Below are 25,637 nucleotides of genomic sequence, written 5' to 3'. Positions count from 1 at the left end.
GCTTTTTTCACAATACGAGATACAATCAATTTCCGCTGTTTGACGCGTCAACCGATTCCTCCCATGAGCGACACGAACCCGGATCCCAAAACTTCGATCCAGGTGATCGAACGCATGATGCGCTTGCTCGACGCCCTCGCCGCGCATAGCGACCCGGTCAGCCTGAAAGAACTCGCCATCCGTACGGAACTGCATCCGTCCACCGCGCACCGCATCCTGAACGATATGGTGATGTGCCGGCTGGTCGATCGTTCGGACCCCGGCACGTACCGTCTCGGCATGCGCCTGCTCGAATTGGGCAATCTGGTGAAAGCGCGGCTGTCGGTGCGTGACGCGGCACTCACGCCGATGCGCGAATTGCATCGTCAGACGGGGCAAACGGTGAATCTGTCGGTACGCCAGGGCGACGAGATCGTCTATATCGAGCGCGCCTATTCCGAACGCTCGGGCATGCAGGTGGTGCGGGCGATCGGCGGACGGGCGCCGCTGCATTTGACCTCGGTGGGCAAGCTGTTCCTCGCCGCCGACGAATCGACCCGCGTGCGCGCTTACGCCACGCGTACCGGTCTGTCAGGCCACACGCAGAACAGCATTACGGATCTGACGAAACTCGAACGTGAGCTGTCGATCGTGCGCCAGCAAGCCTCCGCGCGCGACAACGAGGAGCTGGAACTAGGCGTGCGCTGTATCGCGGCCGGCATTTACGACGACACCGGCAAGCTGGTCGCCGGTCTGTCGCTGTCCGCGCCGGCGGATCGCCTGCAGGACTCATGGCTCGGCCAGCTCAGCCAGACCGCGTTGCTGATTTCCGAGTCGCTGGGGTATCGGCCGCAAATTCCGCAGGACCATTCGCACGGCCATCACGCGTGAGTTTTCATTAGGCAGGCAGCTCGCTCGCGCCGAGCGCCGAATAGAAAAAAGCCTCGCGGCACATGCATGCCGCGAGGCTTTTTTCATGGCGCGGCCGGTTCACGAAGAACGGGCCGCCGTAACGCTTCAGGTGCCCGGACCGCCGGCATCCGCGCTGGTGATACGCGCCTGATCGCCGCCATTGTCCAGCCACGTGCGCAGACGCGTCGCGTCCGCGAAACGCGAATACTTACCCGACGAGTCGAGCAGCACCATGATCATCGGGCGGCCGTGAATGGTTGCCTGCATCACCAGACACTCCCCTGCTTCGTTGATGAAGCCGGTCTTTTGCAGACCGATGTCCCACGTGGGGTTACGCACCAGTGCATTGGTGCTGTTGTACGCCAGCGAACGCTTGCCGGTGTACACCTCGTAGCTGTGATCGGTCGAGAACTTGCGGATCAGCGGATATTGATACGCGGCGTTGACCATCTTCACGAGGTCGCGCGCGCTCGACACGTTCTGACTCGTCAAACCCGTGGGGTTTTCGAAGTGCGTGTCGGTCATGCCGAGTTGCTTGGCCTTGGCATTCATGGCCGCGAGGAACGCCGGACGACCGCCCGGGAAGTAACGCGACAGCGCGGCGGCGGCACGGTTTTCCGACGCCATCAGCGCGATATGCAGCATGTCTTCACGCGACAGCACCGAGCCCACCGACAGACGCGAGCCGGTGTTCTTCTCGTAGTCGCGGTCTTCGTCGGTGACTTCGATCTGGTCGGTCATCGGCTCTTTCGAATCGAGCACGACCATCGACGTCATCAGCTTGGTGATCGACGCGATCGGCACCACGGCGCGCGAGTTCTTGTCGAACAGCGACTCGCCTGAATTCTGATCGATCACGTACGCGACGCTCGAACGCAGCATCAGCGCGTCCGGCGTTTCGTGCAGACCGAATGCCTGGCCGACGGTCGGCTGACGCGGCTCGTACGCGACGCGACGCACCACCGTATGACGGCGGCCGTTCGACGTGTACGTCACGCGCTTGCGCTTGACGCTCGCGCGGGGCGCGTCGTCGTCCGCGGCGACGGCCTTGACGGCCGCGCCTTTGCCGGCCTTGACCGACTTGCTCGCGACCTTGGCGGTAGCGGCAGCGGGCTTTTTGGCGGTTTTAGCGTGTTTGGAAGTTTTTGCGGGTGCTGCGGCGGGTGTGGCGGCAAAAGCGCTCACGGGCGTGGCGAACGCCGCTGCGATGACCATGGAGGCGGCCACCGACAGAGCGGTGCTGCGGGCCGCGCCGTGGATCACTTTTAGCGACGAAAACATGTCGGTTTTCATGGGTGTTCGGTAGGGAGCGGCGAGAGGTTTCCGCAAGTGTAGTAAAACAACGAAAAATTAGCAATTTTAAGCACTTATACGCGCTCCTTAAACCGGCTTGTAAGATCCGATCGCAAAAACACGAATAAGTGCCACCGGTCGATCGAAAAAAACAATCGCTACCGGGCATCGCCCCGTCGCCGCCGTCATGCACTCGAATCGAGATGATTCTTCCAGCATAACGGCATTGTCGAGACAACCTTGATCAGGGGAAATACGGTCGGAGCACAGGCGAGTCACGCATTGCTCGTGCCATGGAACGCTAATGGGGCCTCGCCGCGGCGCTGTTAAACGCCTGCTGGAAACCGCCAACGCGCATTCGACACGCATAGCGCATTAACGTTCCGTGACAGTTTCCGGTTTACATCGAATTGTCGTTTGAGGATTTTTTGTCACAGCCCGGATATTACCGCCTCGCACCATTCCTCGCTGCCGACGGTCGAAACAGCTCGTGAAATCGGTAACAAATGCGGTTCTGTCGCGCACCAGCACGGTGCGGCGGTCAATTTAACTTGCGTCATACGATCGTCATGCTGACTGCATAAGGTATTGTTTTATCAACACTTTCTTAATATTGTGCGACGCACAAAAAGCACTTGACATTCGTCGCAGTCATCCTAAAATGGGAACCATTGCTGCGATGCACAATACATCGCGGTTCGGGGGGACGAGCTTCAAGGCGTCTCGCCATTTACCCAAAGCGGTCCGCACAGACAGACCGCAATCCAGGAGCGTAAACCATGACTCTGCTGACCCCTGAGCAATTCGCCGCAGCCCAGAAAGCCAACTTTGAAACGCTGTTCGGCCTGACGACCAAAGCATTTGAAGGCGTCGAAAAGCTGGTTGAGCTGAACCTGCAAGTCGTGAAGTCGACGATTGCGGAAAGCCAGGAAAATGCCCAACGCGCCCTGTCCGTGAAAGACGGTCAGGAATTGCTGGCACTGCAAGCCAGCCTCGCGCAGCCGGTTGCCGAAAAGGCGCTGTCGTACGGCCGTCACGTGTATGAAATCGTCTCGGCAACGCAAGGTGAATTCACCCGCGTCGCTGAAGCGCAATTCGAAGAGCAAAACCGCAAGGTTCAGTCGCTCGTCGAAAACGTCGCGAAGAACGCTCCGGCTGGTTCGGAAACGGCTGTCGCCGTGATCAAGTCGGCGATCACCGCCGCTAACACGACGTACGAAACGGTTCACAAGGCAACGAAGCAAGCTGTTGAAATCGCCGAAAGCAACTTCAATGCAGCCGCAACGGCCGCTTCGAAGGCAGCTTCGCAAGCCGCTGCTCAAGCATCGCGCTCGGCCAAGAAGACGGTTTAAGTTTCAGGCAGCACTTCGTAGCACTGGCAGCATTCGTCGCACTACGCGCCGGCCCCGCTCTTTCGCGGCGCCGGCGTTATCTTAAGCAACAGCGTCGCGCCGTTGCCGCTCACACGGTGTTAATTGGCTGGACGCTCCGATACGTTGAACAACGTATCGTTTGCCCGGCGAATGGCCGGGATTTTTTTTGGCGCTTGCCCGCTGCGCTCAGGCGTAGCAAGGTGTCACGGCGGTTGAGCGACAACGCGGTGCTGGTTTGAGACGGGTAGTAAATACGAGCTGAAATGAAAAAACGGCGCGCCCTTTGCGGGGCGCGCCGTTTTTTCATTGGCGTGAGCTTTGTCGAACTCGCCTGCATGAGGCGCAGGCGAGCCGAACCGCCTTACTTCTTTTTCACCGGCGGCAGATCTGTACAGACGCCTTCGTACAACTCGGCGGCCATGCCGATCGATTCGCCGAGCGTCGGATGCGGGTGAATCGTCTTACCGATATCCGTTGCATCCGCACCCATTTCGATCGCGAGACAGACTTCGCTGATCAGGTCGCCCGCATTCAGACCGACGATACCGCCGCCGATCACGCGAAGCGTTTCCTCGTCGAACAGCAGCTTCGTGAAGCCTTCGTCACGGCCGTTGGCGATCGCGCGGCCTGACGCGGCCCACGGGAACACCGCCTTACCGAACTTGATGCCGGCGGCTTTCAGCTGGTCTTCCGTCTTGCCTGCCCAAGCCACTTCCGGATCGGTGTAGGCCACCGACGGAATCTGCAGCGCGTCGAAATACGCCTTTTCGCCGTGAGCGGCTTCGGCGGCGACGTGACCTTCGTGCACGGCTTTGTGCGCGAGCATCGGCTGGCCGACGATATCGCCGATCGCGAAGATGTGCGGCACGTTGGTGCGCATCTGCTTGTCGACGTCGATAAAGCCGCGATCCGACACGGCGACGCCGGCCTTATCCGCGCCGATCTTCTTGCCGTTCGGCGTACGGCCGACGGCGACCAGCACGAGGTCATAGCGTTGCGCTTCAGCCGGGGCTTTTTCGCCTTCGAACGACACGTAGATGCCGTCGTCTTTCGCTTCGGCCGCGGTGGTTTTGGTCTTCAGCATGACGTTGGCGAAACGCTTGCTGTTGTACTTTTCCCAGACCTTGACCAGATCGCGATCCGCGCCGGCCATCAGACCGTCGAGCATTTCGACTACGTCGATTTTCGCGCCGAGGGTGGCGTACACCGTGGCCATTTCCAGCCCGATGATGCCGCCGCCGATCACCAGCATGCGTTGCGGAATCTGACGCAGTTCGAGCGCGCCGGTCGAGTCGACCACGCGCGGATCTTCCGGAATGAACGGCAGCTTCACCGCTTCCGAACCCGCGGCGATGATGGCCTGCTTGAACTTGACGACCTTCTTGCCGGCTTCCGTCTGCACTTCCATGTGATTCGGATCGACAAACGCGCCGTTACCCGTCACCACCTCGACCTTACGCGCCTTGGCCATGCCGGCGAGACCGCCGGTGAGCTTCTTGACGACGCCGGCCTTGAAGTCACGGAGTTTGTCGAGATCGATTTGCGGCTTGGCGAACGTGATGCCATGCGCGCCGAGCGCTTCGGCTTCGTCGATAACGAGCGCCGTGTGCAACAGCGCCTTCGACGGAATACAGCCGACGTTCAGACAGACGCCGCCGAGCGTCGAATAACGTTCGACGAGCACCGTCTTCATACCCAGATCGGCCGAACGAAACGCCGCCGAATAACCGCCGGGGCCTGAGCCGAGCACGAGCATGTCGCATTCGATATCGGCGCTACCGGAGAAGCTACCCGCTTGCGGAGCGGGCGCGGCGGCCTTGGGCGCCGCAGCTTGCGCCGCTTGCGGCTTCGCCTCGGCTTGAGCCGGAGCCTTTTCGGGTTCTTTGGCGGGCGCCTTGGGCGCCTCTTTCGCCGGTGCCGCATCGGCCGACGACTCGACCAGTGCGATCACGGTGCCTTGCGAGACTTTGTCACCGGCTTTGACGCGAACTTCCTTGACGGTGCCGGCGGTATCGCTGGGCACTTCGATGGAGGCCTTGTCGGACTCCAGGGTCATGAGAGCCTGTTCGTTCTCGATGACATCGCCCGGTTTGATATTGACTTCGATGACATCGACGTCTTTGAAGTCACCGATATCCGGCACTTTAACTTCGACGAGACTCATAGTGTCCCCTTCTCTTATTGATCGGTGATGGAAAGAACAAGCCACAAAACAGCCTAAAAGCTGGCAGAAAGAAGGACAGAATCATCCTTTGCAGTCCGCCGAAGGACGCGCCTTTCTTTTGCCTACTTTTCTTTGGAAGACAAAGAAAAGTAGGTGCCGCCCCGCACAGGGGCGACGCTAATAGACCACCGTGAAATCAGGTTCTACAGAGAGACGCGGATAACAGACAGACAAACAACCCGCACCCCCGCACAAACATCACCCAATCAAAGAATCACACGCCGGAAATCGGCAAGAATCGCACCCAGATACGCGTTAAACCGAGCCGCGGCAGCCCCATCGATCACCCGATGGTCATACGACAAAGAAAGCGGCAAGACCAGACGCGGAACAAACTGCTTCCCATCCCAAACCGGCTTCATCGCGCCACGCGACAACCCGAGAATGGCGACTTCAGGCGCATTGATAATCGGCGTGAAGTTAGTGCCACCGATCCCGCCCAGCGACGAGATGGAGAAGCACCCGCCTTGCATCTGATCCGGCTTCAACTTGCCGTCGCGAGCGGCCTTGGACAGTTCGGTCATTTCCTTCGCGATCTCGACCAGACCCTTCTTGTCCGCATCGCGAATAACTGGAACGACCAACCCATTCGGCGTATCCGCAGCAAACCCGATATGGAAGTACTGCTTGAACACCAGGTTATCGCCATCGAGGCTGGCATTGAACGTCGGGAACTGCTTCAACGCGGACACGACCGCCTTGATAACAAAAGCCAGCATCGTGATCTTGACGCCCGACTTTTCGTTTTCCTTGTTCAACTGCACGCGCAGCGCTTCGAGCTCGGTGATATCCGCTTCGTCGTTATTCGTGACGTGCGGAATCATGACCCAGTTGCGATGCAAATTCGCGCCCGAGATCTTCTTGATACGCGACAGCGGCTTCGGATCGACCGGACCGAACTTCGTGAAGTCGACCTTCGGCCACGGCAGCAGATTCAGCTCGCCGCCACCTGCGGCAGCCGGTGCGGCCGCACCTGCCGGCGCAGCGCGCTGACCGGTCATCACACCCTTGATGAACGCGGTGACGTCGGCTTGCGTAATGCGACCCTTCGGCCCCGTACCTTGCACCTGTGCAACGTCCACACCGAGTTCGCGCGAGAACTTGCGCACGGACGGCGACGCATGGCTCGCGTGACGCGAACCTTCGCCAGCCTGAATCACGGGGGCCTGAGCCAGCGCCGACGGTTGCGCCGGTGCGGGCGACGGCGTGGCCGGCGCGTCGGACGGCTTCTCGACCGCCTGCTTCGGCGCGGGCGCCGCCGGGGCAGCAGCGCCGCCCTCGGCTTCGACCACGACGATCACCGAGCCTTCCGACACGTTGTCACCGACCTTGACCTTCACTTCCTTGACGACGCCGGCGACCGAGCTCGGCACGTCCATGGTCGCCTTGTCGGATTCGAGCGTGACCAGCGACTGCTCTTTCTCGACGCGATCGCCGACCTTCACCGAGACTTCGATCACGGGAATGTCTTTGTAGTCGCCGATATCCGGCACCTTCACGTCCTGCAGACCACCACCACCACTCGCAGCCGGTGCGGGAGCCGGCGCTGCGGCAGGCGCGGGAGCCGGAGCAGCCGTCCCGCCTTCAGCCGCTTCCAGCACGACGATCAGCACGCCTTCCGACACGTTGTCGCCGACCTTGACCTTCACTTCCTTGACGACGCCGGCGGCCGAGCTCGGCACGTCCATGGTCGCCTTGTCGGACTCCAGCGTAACGAGCGATTGCTCTTTCTCGACGGTATCACCCGCCTTCACCAGCACCTCGATCACAGGAATGTCCTTGTAATCGCCGATGTCCGGCACCTTGACTTCGATCGCTTGACTCATTGTTAGTGTCTCCTGGGCCGCGCACGCAGCCGGCTCCTGGAATCAGGAGCCGGCACGCACGCCGTGGCACACGGGGAATGATGCCTTAGACGGTCATCGGGTTGGGTTTGGCGGGATCAAGGTCGTACTTCTTGAGCGCCTCGGCGACGACCTTGCGTTCGATCGTGCCTTCATCTGCCAGTGCATTCAACGCGGCAACCGTGACCCAGTAGCGGTCGACTTCGAAGAAGTGACGCAGCTTTTCACGCGTGTCCGAACGGCCGTAGCCGTCCGTGCCCAGCACGACGAATTTCTGCGGCACGAACGCGCGGATCTGCTCGGTCAGCGCGCGCACGTAGTCGGTCGATGCGATGACCGGGCCTTGTGCGTCCTTGAGCAGCTTCTCGACGTGCGAGAGCTTCTTTTCTTCATTCGGGTGCAGCAGGTTGTAGCGCTGCACTTCGTGGCCTTCGCGCGCGAGTTCGGTGAAGCTCGGCACGCTCCACAGGTCGGCGGCGACGCCCCAGTCGTTCTTCAGCAGCTCGGCGGCGGCGATCACTTCGTTGAAGATCGTGCCCGCGCCCATCAGCTGGACGCGCGGCGCCTTCGCATCGGCTTGCGCCTTGCTGAACGCGTACATACCCTTGACGATGTCGGCCGCTACCGCTTCGCCCTGCGGAATCGCGGGGTGCTCGTAGTTTTCGTTCATCACCGTGATGTAGTAGTACACGTCTTCCTGATCCGCGACCATGCGGCGCAGGCCGTCCTGCACGATGACGGCGAGTTCGTAACCGAACGTCGGGTCATAGCTGATGCAGTTCGGCACCGAAGCGGCCCACAGCAGCGAGTGGCCATCTTCGTGTTGCAGACCTTCGCCGTTCAGCGTCGTACGGCCCGCCGTGCCACCCAGCAAGAAGCCGCGCGAACGCATGTCGCCCGCCGCCCAGCACAGATCGCCGATACGCTGGAAGCCGAACATCGAGTAGAAGATGTAGAACGGAATCATCGTCTCGCCGTGCGTCGAGTACGAAGTCGCGGCAGCGATCCAGTCCGCCATACCACCGGCTTCGTTGATGCCTTCCTGCAGAATCTGACCGGTTTCCGACTCACGGTAGAACATCAGCTGGTCGGAATCTTCCGGCACGTACTTCTGGCCGTCCTGATTCCAGATACCGATCTGACGGAACAACCCTTCCATACCGAAGGTGCGCGACTCGTCCGGCACGATCGGCACGATACGCTTGCCGAGGGCCTTGTCCTTCAGCAGGATGTTCAGGATCCGCACGAACGCCATCGTCGTGGAGATCTCGCGGCCTTCGCCCGTGCCTTTCAGCAGCGGCTCGAATGCCGTCAGTGCCGGCACCGGCAGCGACTCGGCCTTCTGACGGCGCGCCGGCAGATAGCCGCCGAGGTCCATGCGCTTCTGGCGCATGTATTCGAGTTCCTTCGAACCTTCCTCGAACTTGAGGTACGGCACGTTGACGAGGTCTTCGTCGGTGATTGGCAGACGGAACTGATCGCGGAATTTCTTCAGCTGATCGACATGCAGCTTCTTCTGCTGGTGGGTGATGTTCATCGCCTGGCCAGCTTCGCCCATGCCGTAGCCCTTGATCGTCTTCGCGAGAATGACGGTCGGCTGGCCTTGCGAATTCGACGCTTCGGTGAACGCAGCGTAGATCTTGTGCGGATCGTGGCCGCCGCGGTTCAGGTTCCAGATGTCCTCGTCGGACCATTCGGCGACCAGCGCCTTCAGTTCCGGCGTGTTGAAGAAGTGTTCGCGCACATACGCGCCAGACTCCGACTTGTACGTCTGGTATTCGCCGTCGACGACTTCCATCATGCGGCGCATCAGCGCGCCCGACTTATCGCGTTGGAACAGCGCGTCCCAACGGCTGCCCCACACGACCTTGATGACATTCCAGCCGGCGCCACGGAATTCGCTTTCGAGTTCCTGGATGATCTTGCCGTTACCGCGCACCGGGCCATCGAGGCGCTGCAGATTACAGTTGATCACGAACACCAGGTTGTCGAGACGTTCGCGGCCGGCCATGCCGATCGCGCCGAGCGATTCCGGTTCGTCCGTTTCGCCGTCGCCGAGGAAGGCCCAGACCTTGCGGCCCGTGGTCTTCGCGATACCGCGCGCGTGCATGTACTTCATGAAGCGCGCCTGGTAGATCGCCATGATCGGGCCGAGACCCATCGACACGGTCGGGAACTGCCAGAAATCCGGCATCAGCCACGGGTGCGGATACGACGAGATGCCCTCGCCGCCCACTTCCTGACGGAAGTTGTCGAGCTGGTTTTCGGTCAGACGGCCGAGCAGGAACGCGCGCGAGTACACACCCGGCGACGAATGGCCCTGCACGAAAATCAGATCGCCGCCGTGTTCAGGCGACGGTGCGTGCCAGAAATGGTTGTAGCCGACGTCGTACAGCGTTGCCGCGGACGCGAACGAGGCGATGTGACCACCGACGTTGGTGTCCTTGCCGGCGCGCAGCACCATGGCAATGGCATTCCAGCGGGTGTACGAACGGATACGGTGCTCGATGTCCTGGTCGCCGGGGATTTTCGCCTGGCGCGCAACCGGAATCGTGTTGATGTACGGGGTGTTAGCCGAGAACGGCAGATGTTCGCCATGCACGCGGGCGAATTCGATCTGTTTCTCGATCAGGTAGTGGGCACGATCGGGGCCCACAGCAGAAATCACGCCATCCAGCGCTTCCAGCCATTCGCCGGTTTCCTGGGGATCGTCGTCTTTTTCGGCGGCGACATATTTCATGACTTCGTCGGGTACAGCGGACATGCTCGTCTCCTGGATTTAGAGGAACGCTCTTTGAACAGACGACGCGGACGAAGCACGGCCGCGGCAGCTTCGGCCGATTGTAAAAGGGGTCCCGACGTCCGCGCAACAAAATTTTCGAATTGCGAGATCACTTCTCATAATGCGGAAAATTGCTGCGGCGCAACCTGAATTGACTGCCGTTCGACGGATACGTCGGCTAGTTTGCGCCGATTAATGGCACTTTCAGCGCTTTTTTGCGCCATTTGCTAGTGACCTGCTGCGCTACAATGCCACGCATGTTGACCGAACGGCTTTTCGCTCGCTCGGCGCGCACCGCCGGTTCGCCGGCGGATTCGACGCCGTCCTCCCGCTGGCACCATGGACCATGGTGGTCGAATTCCTATTTGCTGACGCCGCTCCTGTCGATCCTCGTGTTTCTGGTCGTCATGAGTCTGATTTTGTGGAGCCTGAATCGGCGCGAACAGCAACAGCAGGAAGACACGCTTTACCGTAATGTCGCGTGGGCGCAGCAGCAGATCCGCCTGTCCATGACGGGCGCGCAGGAACAGATTCAGGCGCTCGCCCGCGACCTGGTCGCCGGCCACGCCGATCCGCATTCGTTCCAGGTGTCCACCACGGACATCATGCAGGGGCATCCCGAGATCCTCTACATGAACTGGTATACGAGCCAGCAGCAGCCGCGCTGGCCCAATACCGCGCTGCCCGTGTTCGGCCAGCGTCTCGCCAAACCGAACGACGCGCAAATGGACGAGGCGGTCAAAGCCGCCTTCACCGAGGCGCGCAACACGCGCCGCCAGGTCTACTCCCCGCTGATCTACGACGACGTCGGCAACGGCTACATCACGCTGCAAACGCCGGTGTTTCGCGACCGCGATTTTCTCGGCACGATTGCCGCCGTGTTCTCGGTGGAAGGCATCCTGAAGCACGACATTCCGCCCGAGTTGTCGGCTAAATACAAAATCTCCATCATCGACGTGAACAACCGCGAGTTGACCACCACGTCGACCCGCCCGCGCTTGCCGCGCGACATGTTCTACGATCTGCCGCTCGACCCGCCGGGCCAAGGCGTCTCGGTACGCGTCTACGCGTTCCCGCAGATGACCAACTTCACCAACAACACGCTCGTCTGGCTGGTGGCCGGTCTGTCGTGCTTCGTGCTGTGGAGTCTGTGGAGTTTGTGGAAGCACACGCGGCAACGTTTCGAAGCGCAGCAGGCGCTGTACGCCGAAGCGTTCTTCCGCCGTGCGATGGAAAACTCCGTCCTGATCGGCATGCGTGTGCTCGACATGCACGGCCGCATCACACACGTGAATCCGGCGTTCTGCCGCATGACCGGCTGGGACGAAAGCGACCTGGTCGGCAAGAACGCGCCGTTCGCTTACTGGCCGCGCGATTCGTACCCGGAGATGCAACGCCAGCTCGATATGACACTGCGCGGCAAGGCGCCGTCGTCGGGCTTCGAATTGCGGGTGCGCCGCAAAGACGGCTCGACGTTCCACGCCCGTCTCTATGTATCGCCGCTGATCGACAGTTCGGGCCGCCAAACCGGCTGGATGTCGTCCATGACCGACATCACCGAACCGAAACGCGCGCGCGAAGAACTCGCCGCCGCGCACGAGCGCTTCACCACGGTGCTCGAAAGCCTCGACGCGGCCGTCTCCGTGCTCGCCGCCGACGAAGCCGAGCTGCTGTTCGCCAACCGCTACTACCGCCATCTGTTCGGGATTCGGCCGGACGGCCATCTGGAATTGGCGGGCGGCGGGTTCGATAGCGCACAGGCCTCGTCCGACTCGATCGATATGGTGGATACCTACGCGGGACTGCCCGCCGCGGCGCTGACCGAAAGCACCGCCGATGCACAGGAAATCTACGTGCAAAGTATCCAGAAGTGGTTCGAAGTGCGCCGCCAGTACATTCAGTGGGTGGACGGCCACCTCGCGCAGATGCAGATCGCGACCGACATCACCACCCGCAAGCAGGCGCAGGAACTGTCGCGCCAGCAGGACGAAAAACTGCAGTTCACCAGCCGCCTGATGACGATGGGCGAAATGGCCTCGTCGCTCGCGCACGAACTGAATCAGCCGCTCGCCGCCATCAATAACTATTGCTCCGGCACCGTGGCGCTGGTTAAATCCGGTCGCACCACTCCCGACAACCTGCTGCCGGTACTCGAAAAGACCGCCCAGCAGGCGGTGCGGGCGGGCATGATCATCAAGCGGATTCGCGAGTTCGTGAAGCGCAGCGAGCCGAAGCGCCAGGCCACACGCGTCGCCGATATCGTCGCCGACGCGGTGGGACTGGCGGAAATCGAAGTACGCAAGCGGCGCATCCGGATCGTCACCGATCTGCGCTCGCGTCTGCCGGTGATCTACGTCGACCCGGTGCTGATCGAGCAGGTGCTGGTCAACCTGCTGAAGAACGGCGCCGAAGCAATGGCCGAAGCGCGGCCGAACGCCGTCGACCCCGTGATCCGCGTGGTCGTGCGGCTGGAGAGCGGGTTTGTTTGCATCAGCGTCGTCGATCAGGGTCCGGGGGTGGACGAGGCCACCGCCGAGCGTCTGTTCGAACCGTTTTACAGCACCAAGTCCGATGGTATGGGCATGGGGCTGAACATTTGCCGTTCGATTATCGAATCGCACCGCGGCCGTCTGTGGGTGGTCAACAACGTCGAATCCGACGGCCACATCACAGGCGCCACGTTCCATTGCAGTCTGCCTATTGGAGAGCCTGACGGCCCGAGCAACGGCGGGTCAGAGGCGCCGACACCACAAACCGTTACGGGAGAGCTATGAACAGCCCAGTCACCACACAGGAAACCGTCTTTGTCGTCGACGACGACGAGGCCGTACGAGATTCGCTGCGCTGGCTGCTGGAGGCGAACGGCTACCGCGTGCAATGCTTCTCCAGCGCCGAGCAGTTCATCGACGCGTGGCAGCCGCATACGCATCCGGGCCAGATCGCCTGTCTGATTCTCGATGTGCGGATGTCCGGCATGAGCGGACTCGAGTTGCAGGAACGTCTGATCGCCGACAACTCCGTGCTGCCGATCATCTTCGTGACGGGCCATGGCGACGTGCCGATGGCGGTGTCGACGATGAAAAAAGGCGCGATGGACTTCATCGAAAAACCGTTCGACGAAGCCGAGTTGCGCAAGCTGGTCGAGCGCATGCTCGACAAGGCGCGCAGCGAAAGCACCAGCGTCCAGCAACAGCGGGCCGCCGCCGAGCGTCTGGGCAAGCTGACCGCGCGTGAGCACCAGGTGCTGGAGCGCATCATCGCCGGCCGTCTGAACAAGCAGATCGCCGACGACCTCGGCATCAGCATCAAGACGGTCGAAGCACATCGCGCGAACATCATGGAAAAGCTCAACGTCAACACGGTCGCCGATCTGCTGCGACTGGCGCTGTCGAACAAGCCGCAACAGGCGCAATAAGATCGGTAGCGGCGCTCGCCGCTGCACGCCGATCTGAACAGTGGAACACGGCCGGACTTCCGACACAGTCCGGCCCGAGGCGCCCGCGCCCGTTATGCGTGCGTGCCGGTGCCCTTGTCATCTTGCCCCGCTGTCCTGCCTCTCGCCTTCCTTGGCCCCTCTGTTTCCCGCTCCATTCCCGCACCACTGAAAAGATTCGGCACCTCGCTTCGACAACGCCCACCCGTGCGAATCGTTACGCATGACTCAGCAATCGCTTACCCCGGTCTGAATCCCGTTTTCCTCTGACGTGATTGACAAGCCTCGCTGCGCGCCCTAATTTAAACAGAGCGCCTTAACGGGAATGGCCAATGCACGATCAACATGGAATGACGTGCCGCGAACGCCGCATGCAGGGTCGGCCGGCCCGGCAAGGCAATGGCCGTCGCGCATCCGGCCGTTTCATCCTCTTCCCGCGTCTCGCCCGCGTTGCCGTCGCAACGCCTGGCGTTTGCCGTCTTGCCTCGCTGCTGCCTGTTTTTACGCCGCCGTTTGCTCCGTCGTCCGTTCCATTGCCGTGAACCGGCGCAGCGTTAGCTGCGCATCGACGTCTCGCGTCTTACACAACCGGGAGGATCTCATCGTGAAACGATCCGGAGCACACCGCTCGCGGGTGGTGCTGGTCTGCGCCGCTCTGGCCGGGGCGCCACTCTTCATCGGACTGCTCGCGCCGAACGCGGTCCATGCGCAAAACGCGCCGAAGATGTCGAACCAGCAGCTCGACTCACTGACCGCGCCGATTGCGCTGTATCCCGACGCGCTGCTCGCGCAGGTGCTGATGGCCTCGACCTTTCCGCAGGACGTGCAGGCCGCGGCGGCGTGGTCGAAAGCGAACTCGAAACTGCAAGGCGACGACGCGGTCAAGGCCGTCGCCGCCGAGCCGTGGGATCCGAGCGTGCAGTCGCTGGTCGCGTTTCCGCAGGTGCTTGCCACGATGGCCTCGAAACCCGACTGGGTCGCGCAACTGGGCACCGCTTTTCTGGGCCAGTCGAACGATGTGATGGACTCCGTGCAGCGTCTGCGCAAGCAGGCGCAGGCCGCCGGCAATCTGAAGACGAGTTCGCAGCAGAAGGTCGTGGTCGAGCAGAGCACGATTCAGATCGTGCCGGCCAATCCGCAGGTGGTGTATGTGCCGACCTATAACCCCACGGTGGTGTATGGCACCTGGCCTTACCCGGCGTATCCGCCGGTGTATGTGCCGCCGCCGCCCGGCTATGCGATCGCGAGCGGTCTCGCCGCGGGTCTCGCGTTCGGCGCCGGCGTCGCCGTGGCGAATTCGCTGTGGGGCGGCTTCAACTGGAACACGCACGACGTCAACATCAACGTCAATCGCTACAACAACGTCAATGTGAACAACCGGCTCAACGTCAACAGCAACACGACGAACTGGAACCGCAACGCCAACGTCAACCGCAACGTCAACAACGCGAATCTGAACCGCAACGGCAACAACAATCTCGGCGGCGGCGCGCAGCGCGATGCCTACCGTGGCCGCGACGACGCCCGCGCCCAGGCGCAGCAAACCCTGCAGAATCGCACCGGGCAAAATCTGAGCGGCAACGCGAGCCAGCGCGTGCAAGGGATCCACCAGGGCGGCACGGCGAACGCCGATTTGCAGAATCGCGCGCAAAACGTCAATCGCGATAACGCGCTGCGCGGCGCCGGCGACGGCAACAATGCCCGGCAGGATATGCAGCGCGGCCAGTCGAGTCGCGAATCGCTCGCGAATCGCGGCGGCCAGCAGCGCACGGGCGGCGGCCTCGGTGCGAACGGCGGCGGCCAGCAGCGCGCGGGCGGCGGGCTCGGTGCGAACGGCGGCGGCGTCCAGCGTGGTGGGGCCGGCGGCGCTGGCGGCGGCAGGCTCGGCGGTGGTGGGGGCGGCGGCGGAGGCGGTGGCGGTGGACACCATTTCGGCCGCGGCCGTTGAACGATCAAGAGGAGTCTCTGATGATGCGCTTATCCCCACGCGGCGCGCTGCGCGCCCACCTTGCAACACTCGCCGCCGAATTCGGCACGGCCGGCACGCTGCTGATGGCATTGGCCTTGCTGATCGCCGCGCCGGCCGCGCACGCTCAAGCGGTCTACCCCAGTGCCGACGACGCCGCCAAGGCATTCGTCGACGCCCTCTCGCGTAACGACGAAGGGGCGCTCAAACATGTGCTCGGCAGCGATTACCCTCGCTTCATTCCGACCGAAGGCATCGGCGAGGACGATATCTACCAGTTCCTCGGCGCCTGGTCGAAGGGCCATCAGATCGTCGACGACCCGACCACCGGCAAAGGCCACGGCCACGCGACCGCGCATCTAGCGGTCGGCGACAGCGGCTGGACCCTGCCGATTCCGCTCGTGCAGGTCGCGCACGGCTGGCGCTTCGATCCACCCGGAGCGAGCAGCGAAATGCTGACGCGCCGCATCGGGCGTAACGAGCGCGCGGCGATCATGACCTCGCTCGCTTATCTCGATGCGCAAAACGATTATCACAATCTGACCCAGCGCTACGCCGAGCGCTTCGTGAGTACACCGGGACAGCACGACGGCCTGTACTGGGCGACGGCGCCCGGCGAAACGGAAAGCCCGCTCGGCCCGCTCGCCGCCACGATGCCGAACGGCACGCTGCCCAAGGAGGCCTACCACGGCTATCACTATCGAATCCTGACCGCGCAAGGTGCGCATGCGCAGGGCGGCGCGCACAACTATGTGTTGAACGGGGCGATGACGGACGGATTCGGGCTGATCGCGTCGCCGGCCGAGTATGGCAAGACGGGCGTGATGAGCTTCGTCGTCAATCGGGACGGGCAGGTGTATCAGAAGAACCTCGGTCCGCAGACCGCGCGGGCGGCGGCCGCGATCCGGGCGTTCGATCCCGACGATAGCTGGCAGGCGGTGCCGCAGCCTTAAAGGTGGCGATGAGGCTGCGGTCGGTCGGGTGCCGGCCGACCGCGGCCGGTCTGCCGCGTGCCACGGCGGCGGTGCCGTGCCGAAGCAGGTGTCGGGAACGCGTCATGCGCGGCTCGTTGTCGCGCGCGCCGCCCGCCTCTCAAGCGTCCCAACGCATGCTCTACGTCGCTCGCGCGCGGGAATCCGTACGCGGCGCGTCATGTAGGGCCGGTATAATGGCGGACTTCGCAGTGGCGCCTATCTCCGATTCGCGCCGCGCGCTTTTCATACGGCGACCTGCTCCCGTCGAAAAGCGCCATTGCGTGGCGCGCTCCGGCGCCCATGCCCTGCCCCGCTTTTCAAACTGCCCATCTCGACCCGACCATGACAGCCAAACTGATCGACGGCCTAGCCCTTTCCCAGACCCTGCGCGCCGACGTCGCCAAGCGCGCCGCCGCGTTGACCGCCCGCGGCCATCAGCCGGGCCTCGCCGTGGTGCTGGTCGGCGACAACCCGGCTAGCGAAGTGTATGTGCGCAACAAGGTCAAGGCCTGCCACGACAACGGCCTCGGTTCGTCGTTCGACCGTTATCCGGCGGATCTGCCGGAAGCCGAGTTGCTGGCGCGCATCGACGAACTGAACCGCGACCCGCGCATTCACGGCATCCTCGTGCAACTGCCGTTGCCGAAGCATATCGACAGCCACAAGGTGATCGAGGCGATCGCACCGGAGAAAGACGTGGACGGCTTTCACATCGCCAACGCCGGCGCGTTGATGACAGGCCAGCCGCTGTTCCGTCCGTGCACGCCGTACGGCGTGATGAAAATGCTCGCCGCTTACGAGATTCCGCTGCAAGGCGCGAACGCGGTGGTGATCGGCCGCTCGAACATCGTCGGCAAGCCGATGGCGCTGCTGTTGCTCGAAGCCGGCGCAACGGTCACGATCTGCCACAGCAAGACGCGCGATCTGGCCGCCCATACGCGTCATGCCGACGTGGTGGTCGCGGCCACCGGCCTGCGCAACATTCTGACGGCGGAGATGGTCAAGCCGGGCGCGGCGGTGATCGACGTCGGCATGAATCGCGACGAAGCCGGCAAGCTGTGCGGCGACGTCGATTTCGCGGGCGTCAAGGAAGTGGCGGGTTACATCACGCCGGTGCCGGGCGGCGTCGGCCCGATGACCATCACCATGCTGCTGGTCAATACGATCGAAGCCGCCGAGCGCGAAGCGGCGGCGAACGCGTAAACGCTGAGGGGAAATGCCGGCGGAGTGATTCGCCGGCACGCGGGTTGGGACTTGCCGCCGAACCCGCACGGCAAATCCCGCCGCACGACCTGCGTGGCCGCCCTCGGCCCGATTCGAGGCACCCGCCACTGCTCTCACCTCACACCCGATCTCCCGCCGCCATGCCCGCGTTAAGCGGCGCCTCGCGGCGCGCGAGCCGTGCCCGACACCACTTCAGCACCGGCCGCTCCACGCAGTGCCACGACAGCGCCGCGCACAGCAGGATCAGCGGCGCGGCGACCAGCACCGCCGTCACATGGCTCAACTGCGGCGCGATATTCGCTATGCATTGCTGCACCATGAAGCCGTACAGATAGATCCCATACGAGTAATCGTGACGCGGCACCAGCCGCCGCAGCAGCGGCGTCGTGCCGACCCACAGCACGCCGTACACGAAGGCCAGATAAAACAGCGGCTGCGCGCCGGCCGTATCGCGGAACACGAGAAACACCATCATCAGCCCCAGCGCCGTCAGGCCGCTAATGTGGATCCGTTCGCGCCATCCGTAGAGCAGCATCCCCAGCATGAAGAACGGCTCCGGCCAGAACGAATAACCGCCGGGCGTTTCGCTGAAGTCGCGCAGTCCGATCTGCAGATGCGGCACGTGCACACGCAGCACGAACGCCGCGCCACCCAGCGCCGCCGCCAGCGCCACGCCGCGCGCGCTGGACAGCAGCCCCAGCATGCCGGTCACGAGCACGATCAGATAGCAGCGCACTTCGAGCGGCAGCGTCCACAGCGGGCCGCAGATATCGACGGGAAAGCGGTTGTGTTCGAACACGCCGGGCAGCGCCCAGCCGGTTTTCAGCACGATGGTCGAGAAGTTGTCGAGATTGGCCCACGTCATGCCGGACGCGAAATAGTCGCGCAGCGGCAACGTGGTGAACAACGGCCCGATGACGAACACCGTCACCAGCGAGCCCAACGCGACCGCCGGCCACAAACGCGCAATGCGCAATGCCGCGAAGCGCGGCACCGAACGTTGCCGGTCGAAGCTTGCGGTCACCAGCATGCCGCTCAGCAGGAAAAACGCATACACGCCGAGCGCGCCGAAACCGTCGAATCCGAGCGCGTTCTGGATCCAGTCCGTGGTGCCGTCCGGCGCCTGCAGCAGATACGAGTGGCCATACACGACGGCCACGGCGGCCAGAAGCCGCACGAGGTCGAAGTTGTTGCCGTTGCGCGATAAAGCGTGCGAAAGCGGGTTCATCGATACCTCTCAGGCAGAAAGCGTCGCTAACCGGTGACTGCCGACTGACGACTGGCGGCGACACGTCACTTTGCGGCACGGCAGCAATTGGCACCGTTCGCTGTCGCACAAACGCGCCGCGGCTCGTGCTCCGTACACGCGCGACGAGCTGATCTGATAATTTGTGTGCCAACGGATTGGAATCGGCGTGCCCTGCCCCAATAATGTCTTCATCGGGCGTTCATCCGGGCGCTCGGGGCACGCCCCGCGCTCGCTCCGAACACCGTCCCCTCGGCACGCCCGTCGATCCACCGATTACCCGTTCACTCGCGTCAGACAGGAAGCCTTATGTCCACTACCCCCTCGAAGCACGACAATCCGCTCCTCGATTTCTCCGACCTGCCGCGTTTTGGCGACATTCGCCCCGAACACGTCACGCCCGCGCTCGACGTGCTGCTCGCCGACGCGGCCGCCGCCGTCGAACGCGCCGCCCAGCCGATCACCCCCGCTTCGTGGGCCGACGTGGTCGAACCGGTCGAGCGCGCCACCGAACCGCTGGCGCGCGCCTGGGGCGTGGTCGGCCATCTGAACGCCGTCGCCGATACGCCTGAGTTGCGCGCCGCCTACGGCGAGAACCTGCCGCGCGTCACCGAATTCTGGTCGAGCGTCGGCCAGAATCTGGCGCTGTACGAAAAATACAAGACCCTGCACGCCAGCAGCGACTTCGCGTCGCTGACCGGCGAGCGCAAGAAGATCCTCGGCAATGCGCTGCGCGATTTCCGTCTGTCCGGCGCGGAACTGCCGGAAGACCAGAAGCCGCATTTCGCCGAATTGCAGGAACGCCAGGCCGGGCTGTCGAAATCGTTCTCCGACCACGTGCTCGACGCGACCAACGCGTACGCGTATCTCGTCGAGGAAGGCGCCACGGATCAACTCGTCGGTCTGCCCGAAGACGTGATCGAAGCCGCGAAGGAAGCCGCCGAACGCGACGGCAAGACCGGCTACAAATTCACGCTGCACTTCCCGTCGTATTTCCCGGTCATGCAGTACTCGGAAAATCGTCCGATGCGGGAAACGATGTATCGCGCCTACGTGACGCGCGCCTCTGAACTCGGGCCGCAATATGGCGGCGGCAAAGCGGAGTGGGACAACACCGCCGTGCTCGCCGACCAGTTGAAGCTGCGCGCGGAAGAAGCGCACATGCTTGGCTACAACAACTTCGCCGAGGTCTCGCTCGCACCGAAAATGGCGGAGTCTCCCGCGCAGGTCATGGCCTTCCTCGAAGACCTCGCTACCCGCGCGCGTCCGCATGCCGAGCAGGACTGGAAAGAGCTGCGCGAATTCGCCGCGAACGAACTCGGCATGAGCGAGTTGCAGCCGTGGGACATGACCTTCGCCGCCGAACGTCTGCGTCAGAAGCGCTATTCGTTCTCCGAAAACGAGGTCAAGCAGTACTTCCCGGAAGACACGGTGTTCAAGGGTCTTTTCAAGGTGACCGAGACGCTGTTCGGCGTGCGCATCCGTCGCGACGAAGCGGCCGTGTGGCATCCGGACGTGCGCTTTTTCCGCGTCGAGAATCAGGACGGCGGGCTGGTCGCGCAGTTCTACCTCGATCTGTACGCACGCGAAGGCAAACGCGGCGGCGCCTGGATGGACGACGCACGCGGCCGTCACAAGCACGCGCAAGGCGGCTTGCAAACGCCGGTCGCGTATCTGACCTGCAACTTCTCGGCGCCGGTCGGCGGCAAGCCCGCCTGCTTCACGCACGACGAAGTCATCACCCTGTTCCACGAATTCGGCCACGGTCTGCATCACATGCTGACGCGCGTCGACGAGCTGGGTGTGTCGGGCATCAACGGCGTGGAGTGGGACGCGGTCGAACTGCCGTCGCAATTCATGGAGAATTTCTGCTGGGAGTGGGACGTGTTAAGCGACATGACCTCGCACGTCGATACCGCCAGGCCGTTGCCGCGCGATCTCTTCGACAAGATGCTGGCCGCGAAGAACTTCCAGAGCGGCTTGGGCACGTTGCGTCAGATCGTGTTCTCGATGTTCGACATGCAGCTGCATACCGGCTTTGATGCGTCCGGCACGCAGAACGCCACCCAACTCGCGAGCGAGATCAACGAGCGTTTCCACGTGGTGCCGCAAGCGGCGTTCTCGCGCTGGCCGAATACGTTCAGCCATATTTTCGCGGGCGGTTACGCGGCGGGCTACTACAGCTACAAGTGGGCCGAAGTGCTGTCGGCGGATGCGTACGCCGCATTCGAGGAAGCCGCGCAAGCCGCGAGCGGCAGCGTGCTCGATCGGGCCACCGGCATGCGGTATCGCAAGGAGATTCTGGAAGTGGGCGGTAGCCGTCCGGCGATGGAATCGTTCAAGGCGTTCCGCGGACGCGAGCCGAATATCGACGCGTTGCTGCGTCATAGCGGCATGGCGCCTGGCGCGGAGCATTGATCTCGCGTTGCACGCGAGCGGTTGATGCGGGCGTTCAAGCGAGCGTTCAAGCGGTAGGTTGAGCGCTCGCGTGCCTGATCCCGTTTCGAGAGAAAAGCCGGTGATTTTTGCGTTAGCAAATCACCGGCTTTTTCTTTTCGGCGCGCTGAGCGCGGACTCGCGATCGATGCCCGTTAATCGCGATGCAGCTTGAAATCCACCTGCGAAGGCCGCCCTTCAAGCGACAACGCCGCGCGCGCCGCCGGCGCACGGCTCACCACCTTGCCGCGGCTCACCACGGCGAGTCGTGCGGCGCGCAAACGGATCGCCTCGACCGGATCGCGCGCATCGAGCAGCACGAGATTCGCCGCGCATCCCGACGCGATCCCATAGCCCTCCAGACCGAGAATTTGCGCGGCGTTCACCGTGACCGCGTCGAAGCATTTCCGCATGCCGTCGACGCCCGTCATCTGCGCGACGTGCAGACCCATGTGCGCGACTTCGAGCATGTCGCCCGAGCCGAGGCTGTACCACGGATCCATCACGCAATCGTGGCCGAACGCGACGGTGATGCCGGCGGCCATCATCTCCGGCACGCGGGTCATGCCGCGCCGTTTCGGATACGTATCGCTGCGGCCTTGCAGCGTGATGTTGATGAGCGGATTCGCGATCGCGGCGACGCCCGCCTCACGCATCAGCGGCAGCAGCTTGCTGACGTAGTAGTTGTCCATGGAATGCATCGACGTCAGATGTGAACCGGTTACGCGCCCTTGCATGCCGAGCCGGTGCGTTTCGGCGGCGAGCGTTTCGATGTGGCGCGACATCGGGTCGTCCGATTCATCGCAATGCATGTCGACGCGCAGGCCCTGCTCCGCCGCGTACTCGCACAGCAGCCGCACGGACAGCGCGCCGTCGGCCATGGTCCGCTCGAAATGCGGAATACCGCCGACCACGTCGACACCCATCCCGATCGCCCGCTTCAGGTTGTCGAACGCGCCCGCGCTGCGCAGCACGCCGTCCTGCGGAAACGCCACCAGTTGCAGGTCGAGATAGGGCGCGACGCGGCGCTTGACTTCGACCAACGCCTCGACGGCGAGCAGGCGCGGATCGCACACGTCGACGTGACTGCGGATCGCCAGCAGCCCGCGTGCGACGGCCCAATCGCAGTACTGCAACGCGCGTTCGATCAACGCTTCCTGCGTCAGGTCCGGTTTCAGTTCGCCCCACAGCGCGATGCCTTCGAGCAGGGTGCCCGACGCGTTCACACGCGGCAGGCCGTACGACAGCGTCGCGTCCATGTGGAAATGCGGATCGACGAACGGCGGCGTGACGAGCGCGCCGGCGGCATCGATTTCTTCGGCGGCGATTGCAGCCAGATTCGGTTCGACGGCGACGATGCGGCCCGCTTCGATGCCAATGTCGACCGTGTGTTTGTGCTGCGGCGCGGCGCCCGGCGGCAGCGTCGCGCGGCGGATGATCAGATCCATGTGTCGCTCCTTTGTCGGCCGCGGTTAGCGTTTTAGCGCTTACCGCGGTCCCGTGCAGCTTGTTGGATTGACCCCATTCTATCGACGTCACAAACGCCGTGTCGGTGTTTTGTCACTCGGCCGTACCGGCGAGCAGCGGCCAATGCGTACCGGCCTTCCACATCGTCGGCCGCCTATACTCGGCCATTCAAACGGAGTGCGCAGCCTTGGCGCCGCAGCGTCCGTCGTCGACTCGTGGAGCAGACCCATGAAAACAATCGGTGTCATCGGCGGGATGAGTTGGGAATCGTCCGCCGAGTACTACAAGCTGATCAACCGCCACACGAAAGCACGCCTGGGCGGTCACCACAACGCGCGCAGCCTGATGGTCACGGTCGACTTCGCGCCGATCGAGGCACTGCAACGCGCGGGCGACTGGCACGCGCTCGGCGAGCAACTGGCCGATGCCGCACGTCAGCTCGAACGCGGCGGCGCCGAACTCGTGATACTCGCGACCAACACGATGCATCGCGTGTACGAAGCGATCGAGCAGGCGATCGACGTGCCGTTCCTGCACATCGCCGATCCGACCGGCAATGCATTGCGTGCCGCGGGTATCGAGCGGGTCGGCTTGCTCGGCACACGCTATACGATGGAACAGACGTTCTACACCGGCCGGCTGCGCGAGCGTTACGGGCTCGACACGCTAGTGCCCAACGAGGCCGAACGCGTGGACGTGCATCGCATCATTTACGACGAGCTGTGTCACGGCACGGTGAAAGACGACTCGCGCGCGGCGTATCAACGTGTAATCGAAGCGCTGGCCGCGCGCGGCGCGCAAGCGGTGATTCTCGGCTGTACCGAGATCACGTTGCTGGTCAAACCGGGAGATTCCGTGTTGCCCGTGTTCGATACCACGGCGTTGCATGCGCAGGCGGCGGTGGAATGGGCGATTGAGTCGGCGTAGGGAGCCGTTGACGGCGGTGCCATGCGGATGCCCTGCAAGCACCCTCGCCGCTCGGCGTCTCACACGCTGGAAAGTCAAAAAGCCCGCATGACTTTCGTCATGCGGGCTTTCAACAAACTTTGGTTGCGGGGGTAGGATTTGAACCTACGACCTTCGGGTTATGAGCCCGACGAGCTGCCAGACTGCTCCACCCCGCGTCAGAGAAAAAGATTATAGCTGGGCGTCATCTAAACGTCAAACAATCGTGCGAACTATTTCATGCGGTCGTATCGCGCGACGGCATACGTGTCCGTGCAACGCTCAAAGATCCTGCACCGTGGCACCTTCCACTTTGCCGTCGATGATATCCGCGCCGTACTGGCTCGCGCTGCGTTTGGCGACGCCGAAATCGGAGAAGGTGGACGGCAACACGAGACGGAACACGCGGCTCGCGGTCGAACCGCTGAGCGCTCCCGGCCGGCACACGCGGACAGCGACGTCGTAGCCTTCGGCGTGACGCTTGTGGCCGTCGAATTTGTCGAAGGCCCGCGAGAACACCAGCGGGTGCACTTCGAAGTCCTTATAAAGCGCGGGATAACGTTCCGCCATGATGCCTCCCCGATGCGCATGATCGCGCGTATGTGATGTCTCACTATACGCCGCGCCCCGAAGCGGCCGCGTTTTTATTTTTGGCTCGCCACGCGGCATTTTTTCACGCGCCCGCCTTCACCGCCGGTTCTGCCGCGCGATAAGATGCGGGACTATCGGAATCCCGCAGGAATGTGAGAGAAACATGAAAATCGCCACCTGGAACGTCAACTCCCTGAAAGTGCGCCAGCAGCATGTGATCGACTGGCTCGAAGCCAGCGGCACCGACGTGCTGTGCCTGCAGGAACTGAAACTGACCGACGACAAATTCCCGCGCGCCGAACTCGAGGAGAAAGGCTATCGCAGCTGGTTCGCCGGCCAGAAGACCTACAACGGCGTCGGCATCGTGGTGCGCGCCGGCCTGAATGTCGACGAAGACAGCGTGGTGCGCAACATTCCCGGTTTCGAAGATCCGCAGCAGCGCGTGATCGCCGCGACGATCGAAGGCGTGCGCATCGTCTCCGCGTATTTCCCGAACGGCCAGGCGCCGGGCACCGACAAGTTCGCGTACAAGCTGCGCTGGCTCGCCGCGCTGCACGACTGGATCGCGAGCGAGATGGCGCTGTATCCGAAGCTCGCGCTGCTCGGCGACTACAACATCGCGCCCGACGATCGCGACGTGCACGATCCGAAAGCGTGGGAAGGCCAGAATCTGGTGTCGCCCGAGGAACGCGCGGAGTTCGTGCGGCTGATCGCGCTCGGTCTCAGCGACGCGTTCCGCCAGTTCGAGCAACCGGAGAAGATCTACTCGTGGTGGGATTACCGGATGATGGCGTTCCGCCGTAACGCGGGTTTGCGCATCGACCATATTTTGCTGTCGAAGGCGTTGGCGGAAATCTGTACGTCGTGTGAAGTCGATAAGGTGCCGCGCAAGTGGGAGCAGCCGTCGGATCACGCGCCGGTGGTGGCGCAGCTCAGCTGATTGCCTGC

At 62.9% G+C, this 25,637-nt stretch carries 17 protein-coding genes and 1 tRNA gene; 10 read left to right on the top strand and 8 right to left on the bottom strand.

Features of this window, described 5'->3' with window-relative positions; all coding sequences use genetic code 11:
- Positions 1–63: 63 nt before the first annotated feature.
- Entirely contained in the window at positions 64–870 is an 807-nt protein-coding gene (locus B0G83_RS07935) for an IclR family transcriptional regulator (protein ID WP_105506892.1), read from the top strand.
- Positions 871–996: 126 nt separating this feature from the next.
- On the opposite strand, the gene pbpG is transcribed toward B0G83_RS07935, so the two are convergent.
- Positions 997–2,184, bottom strand: a complete 1,188-nt coding sequence (gene pbpG, locus B0G83_RS07930) for a D-alanyl-D-alanine endopeptidase (protein WP_105506891.1) — start codon at positions 2,182–2,184, stop codon at positions 997–999.
- Between the two features lie 779 nt (positions 2,185–2,963).
- On the opposite strand from pbpG, the gene B0G83_RS07925 reads away from it, so the two are divergent.
- The gene (locus B0G83_RS07925) at positions 2,964–3,536 is read left to right on the top strand and encodes a phasin family protein (RefSeq protein ID WP_105506890.1); all 573 of its coding nucleotides are present in this window, start codon (positions 2,964–2,966) and stop codon (positions 3,534–3,536) included.
- A 382-nt stretch (positions 3,537–3,918) separates the two neighbouring features.
- Here B0G83_RS07925 and lpdA read toward each other — a convergent pair whose 3' ends face one another.
- The 3 genes from lpdA to aceE form a co-directional block, all read right to left on the bottom strand.
- On the bottom strand, positions 3,919–5,721 hold the full coding sequence (gene lpdA, locus B0G83_RS07920; protein ID WP_105506889.1) for a dihydrolipoyl dehydrogenase: 1,803 nt from the start codon (positions 5,719–5,721) through the stop codon (positions 3,919–3,921).
- A gap of 266 nt (positions 5,722–5,987) precedes the next feature.
- Entirely contained in the window at positions 5,988–7,607 is a 1,620-nt protein-coding gene (gene aceF / locus B0G83_RS07910; RefSeq protein ID WP_105506888.1) for a dihydrolipoyllysine-residue acetyltransferase, read from the bottom strand.
- Between the two features lie 85 nt (positions 7,608–7,692).
- Positions 7,693–10,389: a pyruvate dehydrogenase (acetyl-transferring), homodimeric type gene (aceE, locus tag B0G83_RS07905; protein WP_105506887.1), complete on the bottom strand. Its 2,697-nt coding sequence runs from the start codon at positions 10,387–10,389 to the stop codon at positions 7,693–7,695.
- Between the two features lie 275 nt (positions 10,390–10,664).
- Here aceE and fixL point away from each other — a divergent pair, with 275 nt between their 5' ends.
- The 5 genes from fixL (at position 10,665) to folD (ending at position 17,983) form a co-directional block, all read left to right on the top strand.
- A complete protein-coding gene (fixL, locus tag B0G83_RS07900) occupies positions 10,665–13,181 on the top strand; it encodes an oxygen sensor histidine kinase FixL (RefSeq protein WP_105506886.1) in 2,517 nt (838 codons plus the stop codon).
- Positions 13,178–13,822, top strand: a complete 645-nt coding sequence (fixJ, locus tag B0G83_RS07895; protein WP_105506885.1) for an oxygen response regulator transcription factor FixJ — start codon at positions 13,178–13,180, stop codon at positions 13,820–13,822. The genes fixL and fixJ overlap by 4 nt, the downstream gene beginning before the upstream one ends.
- A gap of 622 nt (positions 13,823–14,444) precedes the next feature.
- Positions 14,445–15,788 (top strand): DUF3300 domain-containing protein, encoded by a 1,344-nt coding sequence (locus tag B0G83_RS07890; protein WP_105506884.1) that lies wholly within the window; start codon positions 14,445–14,447, stop codon positions 15,786–15,788.
- A gap of 20 nt (positions 15,789–15,808) precedes the next feature.
- Entirely contained in the window at positions 15,809–16,759 is a 951-nt protein-coding gene (locus B0G83_RS07885; RefSeq protein WP_105506883.1) for a DUF2950 domain-containing protein, read from the top strand.
- Between the two features lie 363 nt (positions 16,760–17,122).
- A complete protein-coding gene (gene folD / locus B0G83_RS07880) occupies positions 17,123–17,983 on the top strand; it encodes a bifunctional methylenetetrahydrofolate dehydrogenase/methenyltetrahydrofolate cyclohydrolase FolD (RefSeq protein ID WP_105506882.1) in 861 nt (286 codons plus the stop codon).
- Between the two features lie 139 nt (positions 17,984–18,122).
- Here folD and B0G83_RS07875 read toward each other — a convergent pair whose 3' ends face one another.
- Positions 18,123–19,232, bottom strand: coding sequence for an acyltransferase (locus B0G83_RS07875; protein ID WP_105506881.1), 1,110 nt, complete (start codon positions 19,230–19,232; stop codon positions 18,123–18,125).
- Positions 19,233–19,559: 327 nt separating this feature from the next.
- Here B0G83_RS07875 and B0G83_RS07870 point away from each other — a divergent pair, with 327 nt between their 5' ends.
- On the top strand, positions 19,560–21,668 hold the full coding sequence (locus tag B0G83_RS07870) for a M3 family metallopeptidase (protein WP_105506880.1): 2,109 nt from the start codon (positions 19,560–19,562) through the stop codon (positions 21,666–21,668).
- A gap of 173 nt (positions 21,669–21,841) precedes the next feature.
- On the opposite strand, the gene B0G83_RS07865 is transcribed toward B0G83_RS07870, so the two are convergent.
- Positions 21,842–23,134 carry an amidohydrolase family protein gene (locus B0G83_RS07865; protein ID WP_105506879.1) on the bottom strand — a complete coding sequence of 431 codons (1,293 nt, stop codon included), beginning with the start codon at positions 23,132–23,134 and terminating at the stop codon, positions 21,842–21,844.
- 247 nt (positions 23,135–23,381) lie between these two features.
- Here B0G83_RS07865 and B0G83_RS07860 point away from each other — a divergent pair, with 247 nt between their 5' ends.
- Positions 23,382–24,080: an aspartate/glutamate racemase family protein gene (locus B0G83_RS07860; protein WP_105506878.1), complete on the top strand. Its 699-nt coding sequence runs from the start codon at positions 23,382–23,384 to the stop codon at positions 24,078–24,080.
- Positions 24,081–24,200: 120 nt separating this feature from the next.
- Here the strand turns inward: B0G83_RS07860 and B0G83_RS07855 are convergent.
- Both B0G83_RS07855 and B0G83_RS07850 read right to left on the bottom strand, forming a co-directional pair.
- Positions 24,201–24,277, bottom strand: a tRNA-Met gene (locus B0G83_RS07855).
- 103 nt (positions 24,278–24,380) lie between these two features.
- On the bottom strand, positions 24,381–24,668 hold the full coding sequence (locus B0G83_RS07850; RefSeq protein ID WP_105506877.1) for a hypothetical protein: 288 nt from the start codon (positions 24,666–24,668) through the stop codon (positions 24,381–24,383).
- A gap of 184 nt (positions 24,669–24,852) precedes the next feature.
- Between B0G83_RS07850 and xth the strand changes: the two genes are divergently transcribed.
- Positions 24,853–25,629 (top strand): exodeoxyribonuclease III, encoded by a 777-nt coding sequence (gene xth / locus B0G83_RS07845; protein WP_105506876.1) that lies wholly within the window; start codon positions 24,853–24,855, stop codon positions 25,627–25,629.
- The last annotated feature ends 8 nt before the right edge of the window (positions 25,630–25,637 follow it).

The sequence above is a fragment of the Paraburkholderia sp. BL21I4N1 genome, assembly GCF_002973525.1.
Lineage (GTDB): Bacteria > Pseudomonadota > Gammaproteobacteria > Burkholderiales > Burkholderiaceae > Paraburkholderia.
The sequence above is the reverse complement of the archived record's forward strand: the minus strand, read 5'-3'. Positions and strand labels throughout refer to the sequence as shown.

Bases quoted from the DNA above. Each gene is read 5' to 3' on its own strand.
- B0G83_RS07865 (WP_105506879.1), bottom strand. From the start codon at position 23,134: ATGGATCTGATCATCCGCCGCGCGACGCTGCCGCCGGGCGCCGCGCCG.
- aceE (WP_105506887.1), bottom strand. From the start codon at position 10,389: ATGTCCGCTGTACCCGACGAAGTCATGAAATATGTCGCCGCCGAAAAA.
- B0G83_RS07875 (WP_105506881.1), bottom strand. From the start codon at position 19,232: ATGAACCCGCTTTCGCACGCTTTATCGCGCAACGGCAACAACTTCGAC.
- B0G83_RS07860 (WP_105506878.1), top strand. From the start codon at position 23,382: ATGAAAACAATCGGTGTCATCGGCGGGATGAGTTGGGAATCGTCCGCC.
- B0G83_RS07870 (WP_105506880.1), top strand. From the start codon at position 19,560: ATGTCCACTACCCCCTCGAAGCACGACAATCCGCTCCTCGATTTCTCC.
- B0G83_RS07925 (WP_105506890.1), top strand. From the start codon at position 2,964: ATGACTCTGCTGACCCCTGAGCAATTCGCCGCAGCCCAGAAAGCCAAC.
- lpdA (WP_105506889.1), bottom strand. From the start codon at position 5,721: ATGAGTCTCGTCGAAGTTAAAGTGCCGGATATCGGTGACTTCAAAGAC.
- fixL (WP_105506886.1), top strand. From the start codon at position 10,665: ATGTTGACCGAACGGCTTTTCGCTCGCTCGGCGCGCACCGCCGGTTCG.
- fixJ (WP_105506885.1), top strand. From the start codon at position 13,178: ATGAACAGCCCAGTCACCACACAGGAAACCGTCTTTGTCGTCGACGAC.
- pbpG (WP_105506891.1), bottom strand. From the start codon at position 2,184: ATGAAAACCGACATGTTTTCGTCGCTAAAAGTGATCCACGGCGCGGCC.
- B0G83_RS07885 (WP_105506883.1), top strand. From the start codon at position 15,809: ATGATGCGCTTATCCCCACGCGGCGCGCTGCGCGCCCACCTTGCAACA.
- B0G83_RS07850 (WP_105506877.1), bottom strand. From the start codon at position 24,668: ATGGCGGAACGTTATCCCGCGCTTTATAAGGACTTCGAAGTGCACCCG.
- xth (WP_105506876.1), top strand. From the start codon at position 24,853: ATGAAAATCGCCACCTGGAACGTCAACTCCCTGAAAGTGCGCCAGCAG.
- folD (WP_105506882.1), top strand. From the start codon at position 17,123: ATGACAGCCAAACTGATCGACGGCCTAGCCCTTTCCCAGACCCTGCGC.
- aceF (WP_105506888.1), bottom strand. From the start codon at position 7,607: ATGAGTCAAGCGATCGAAGTCAAGGTGCCGGACATCGGCGATTACAAG.
- B0G83_RS07935 (WP_105506892.1), top strand. From the start codon at position 64: ATGAGCGACACGAACCCGGATCCCAAAACTTCGATCCAGGTGATCGAA.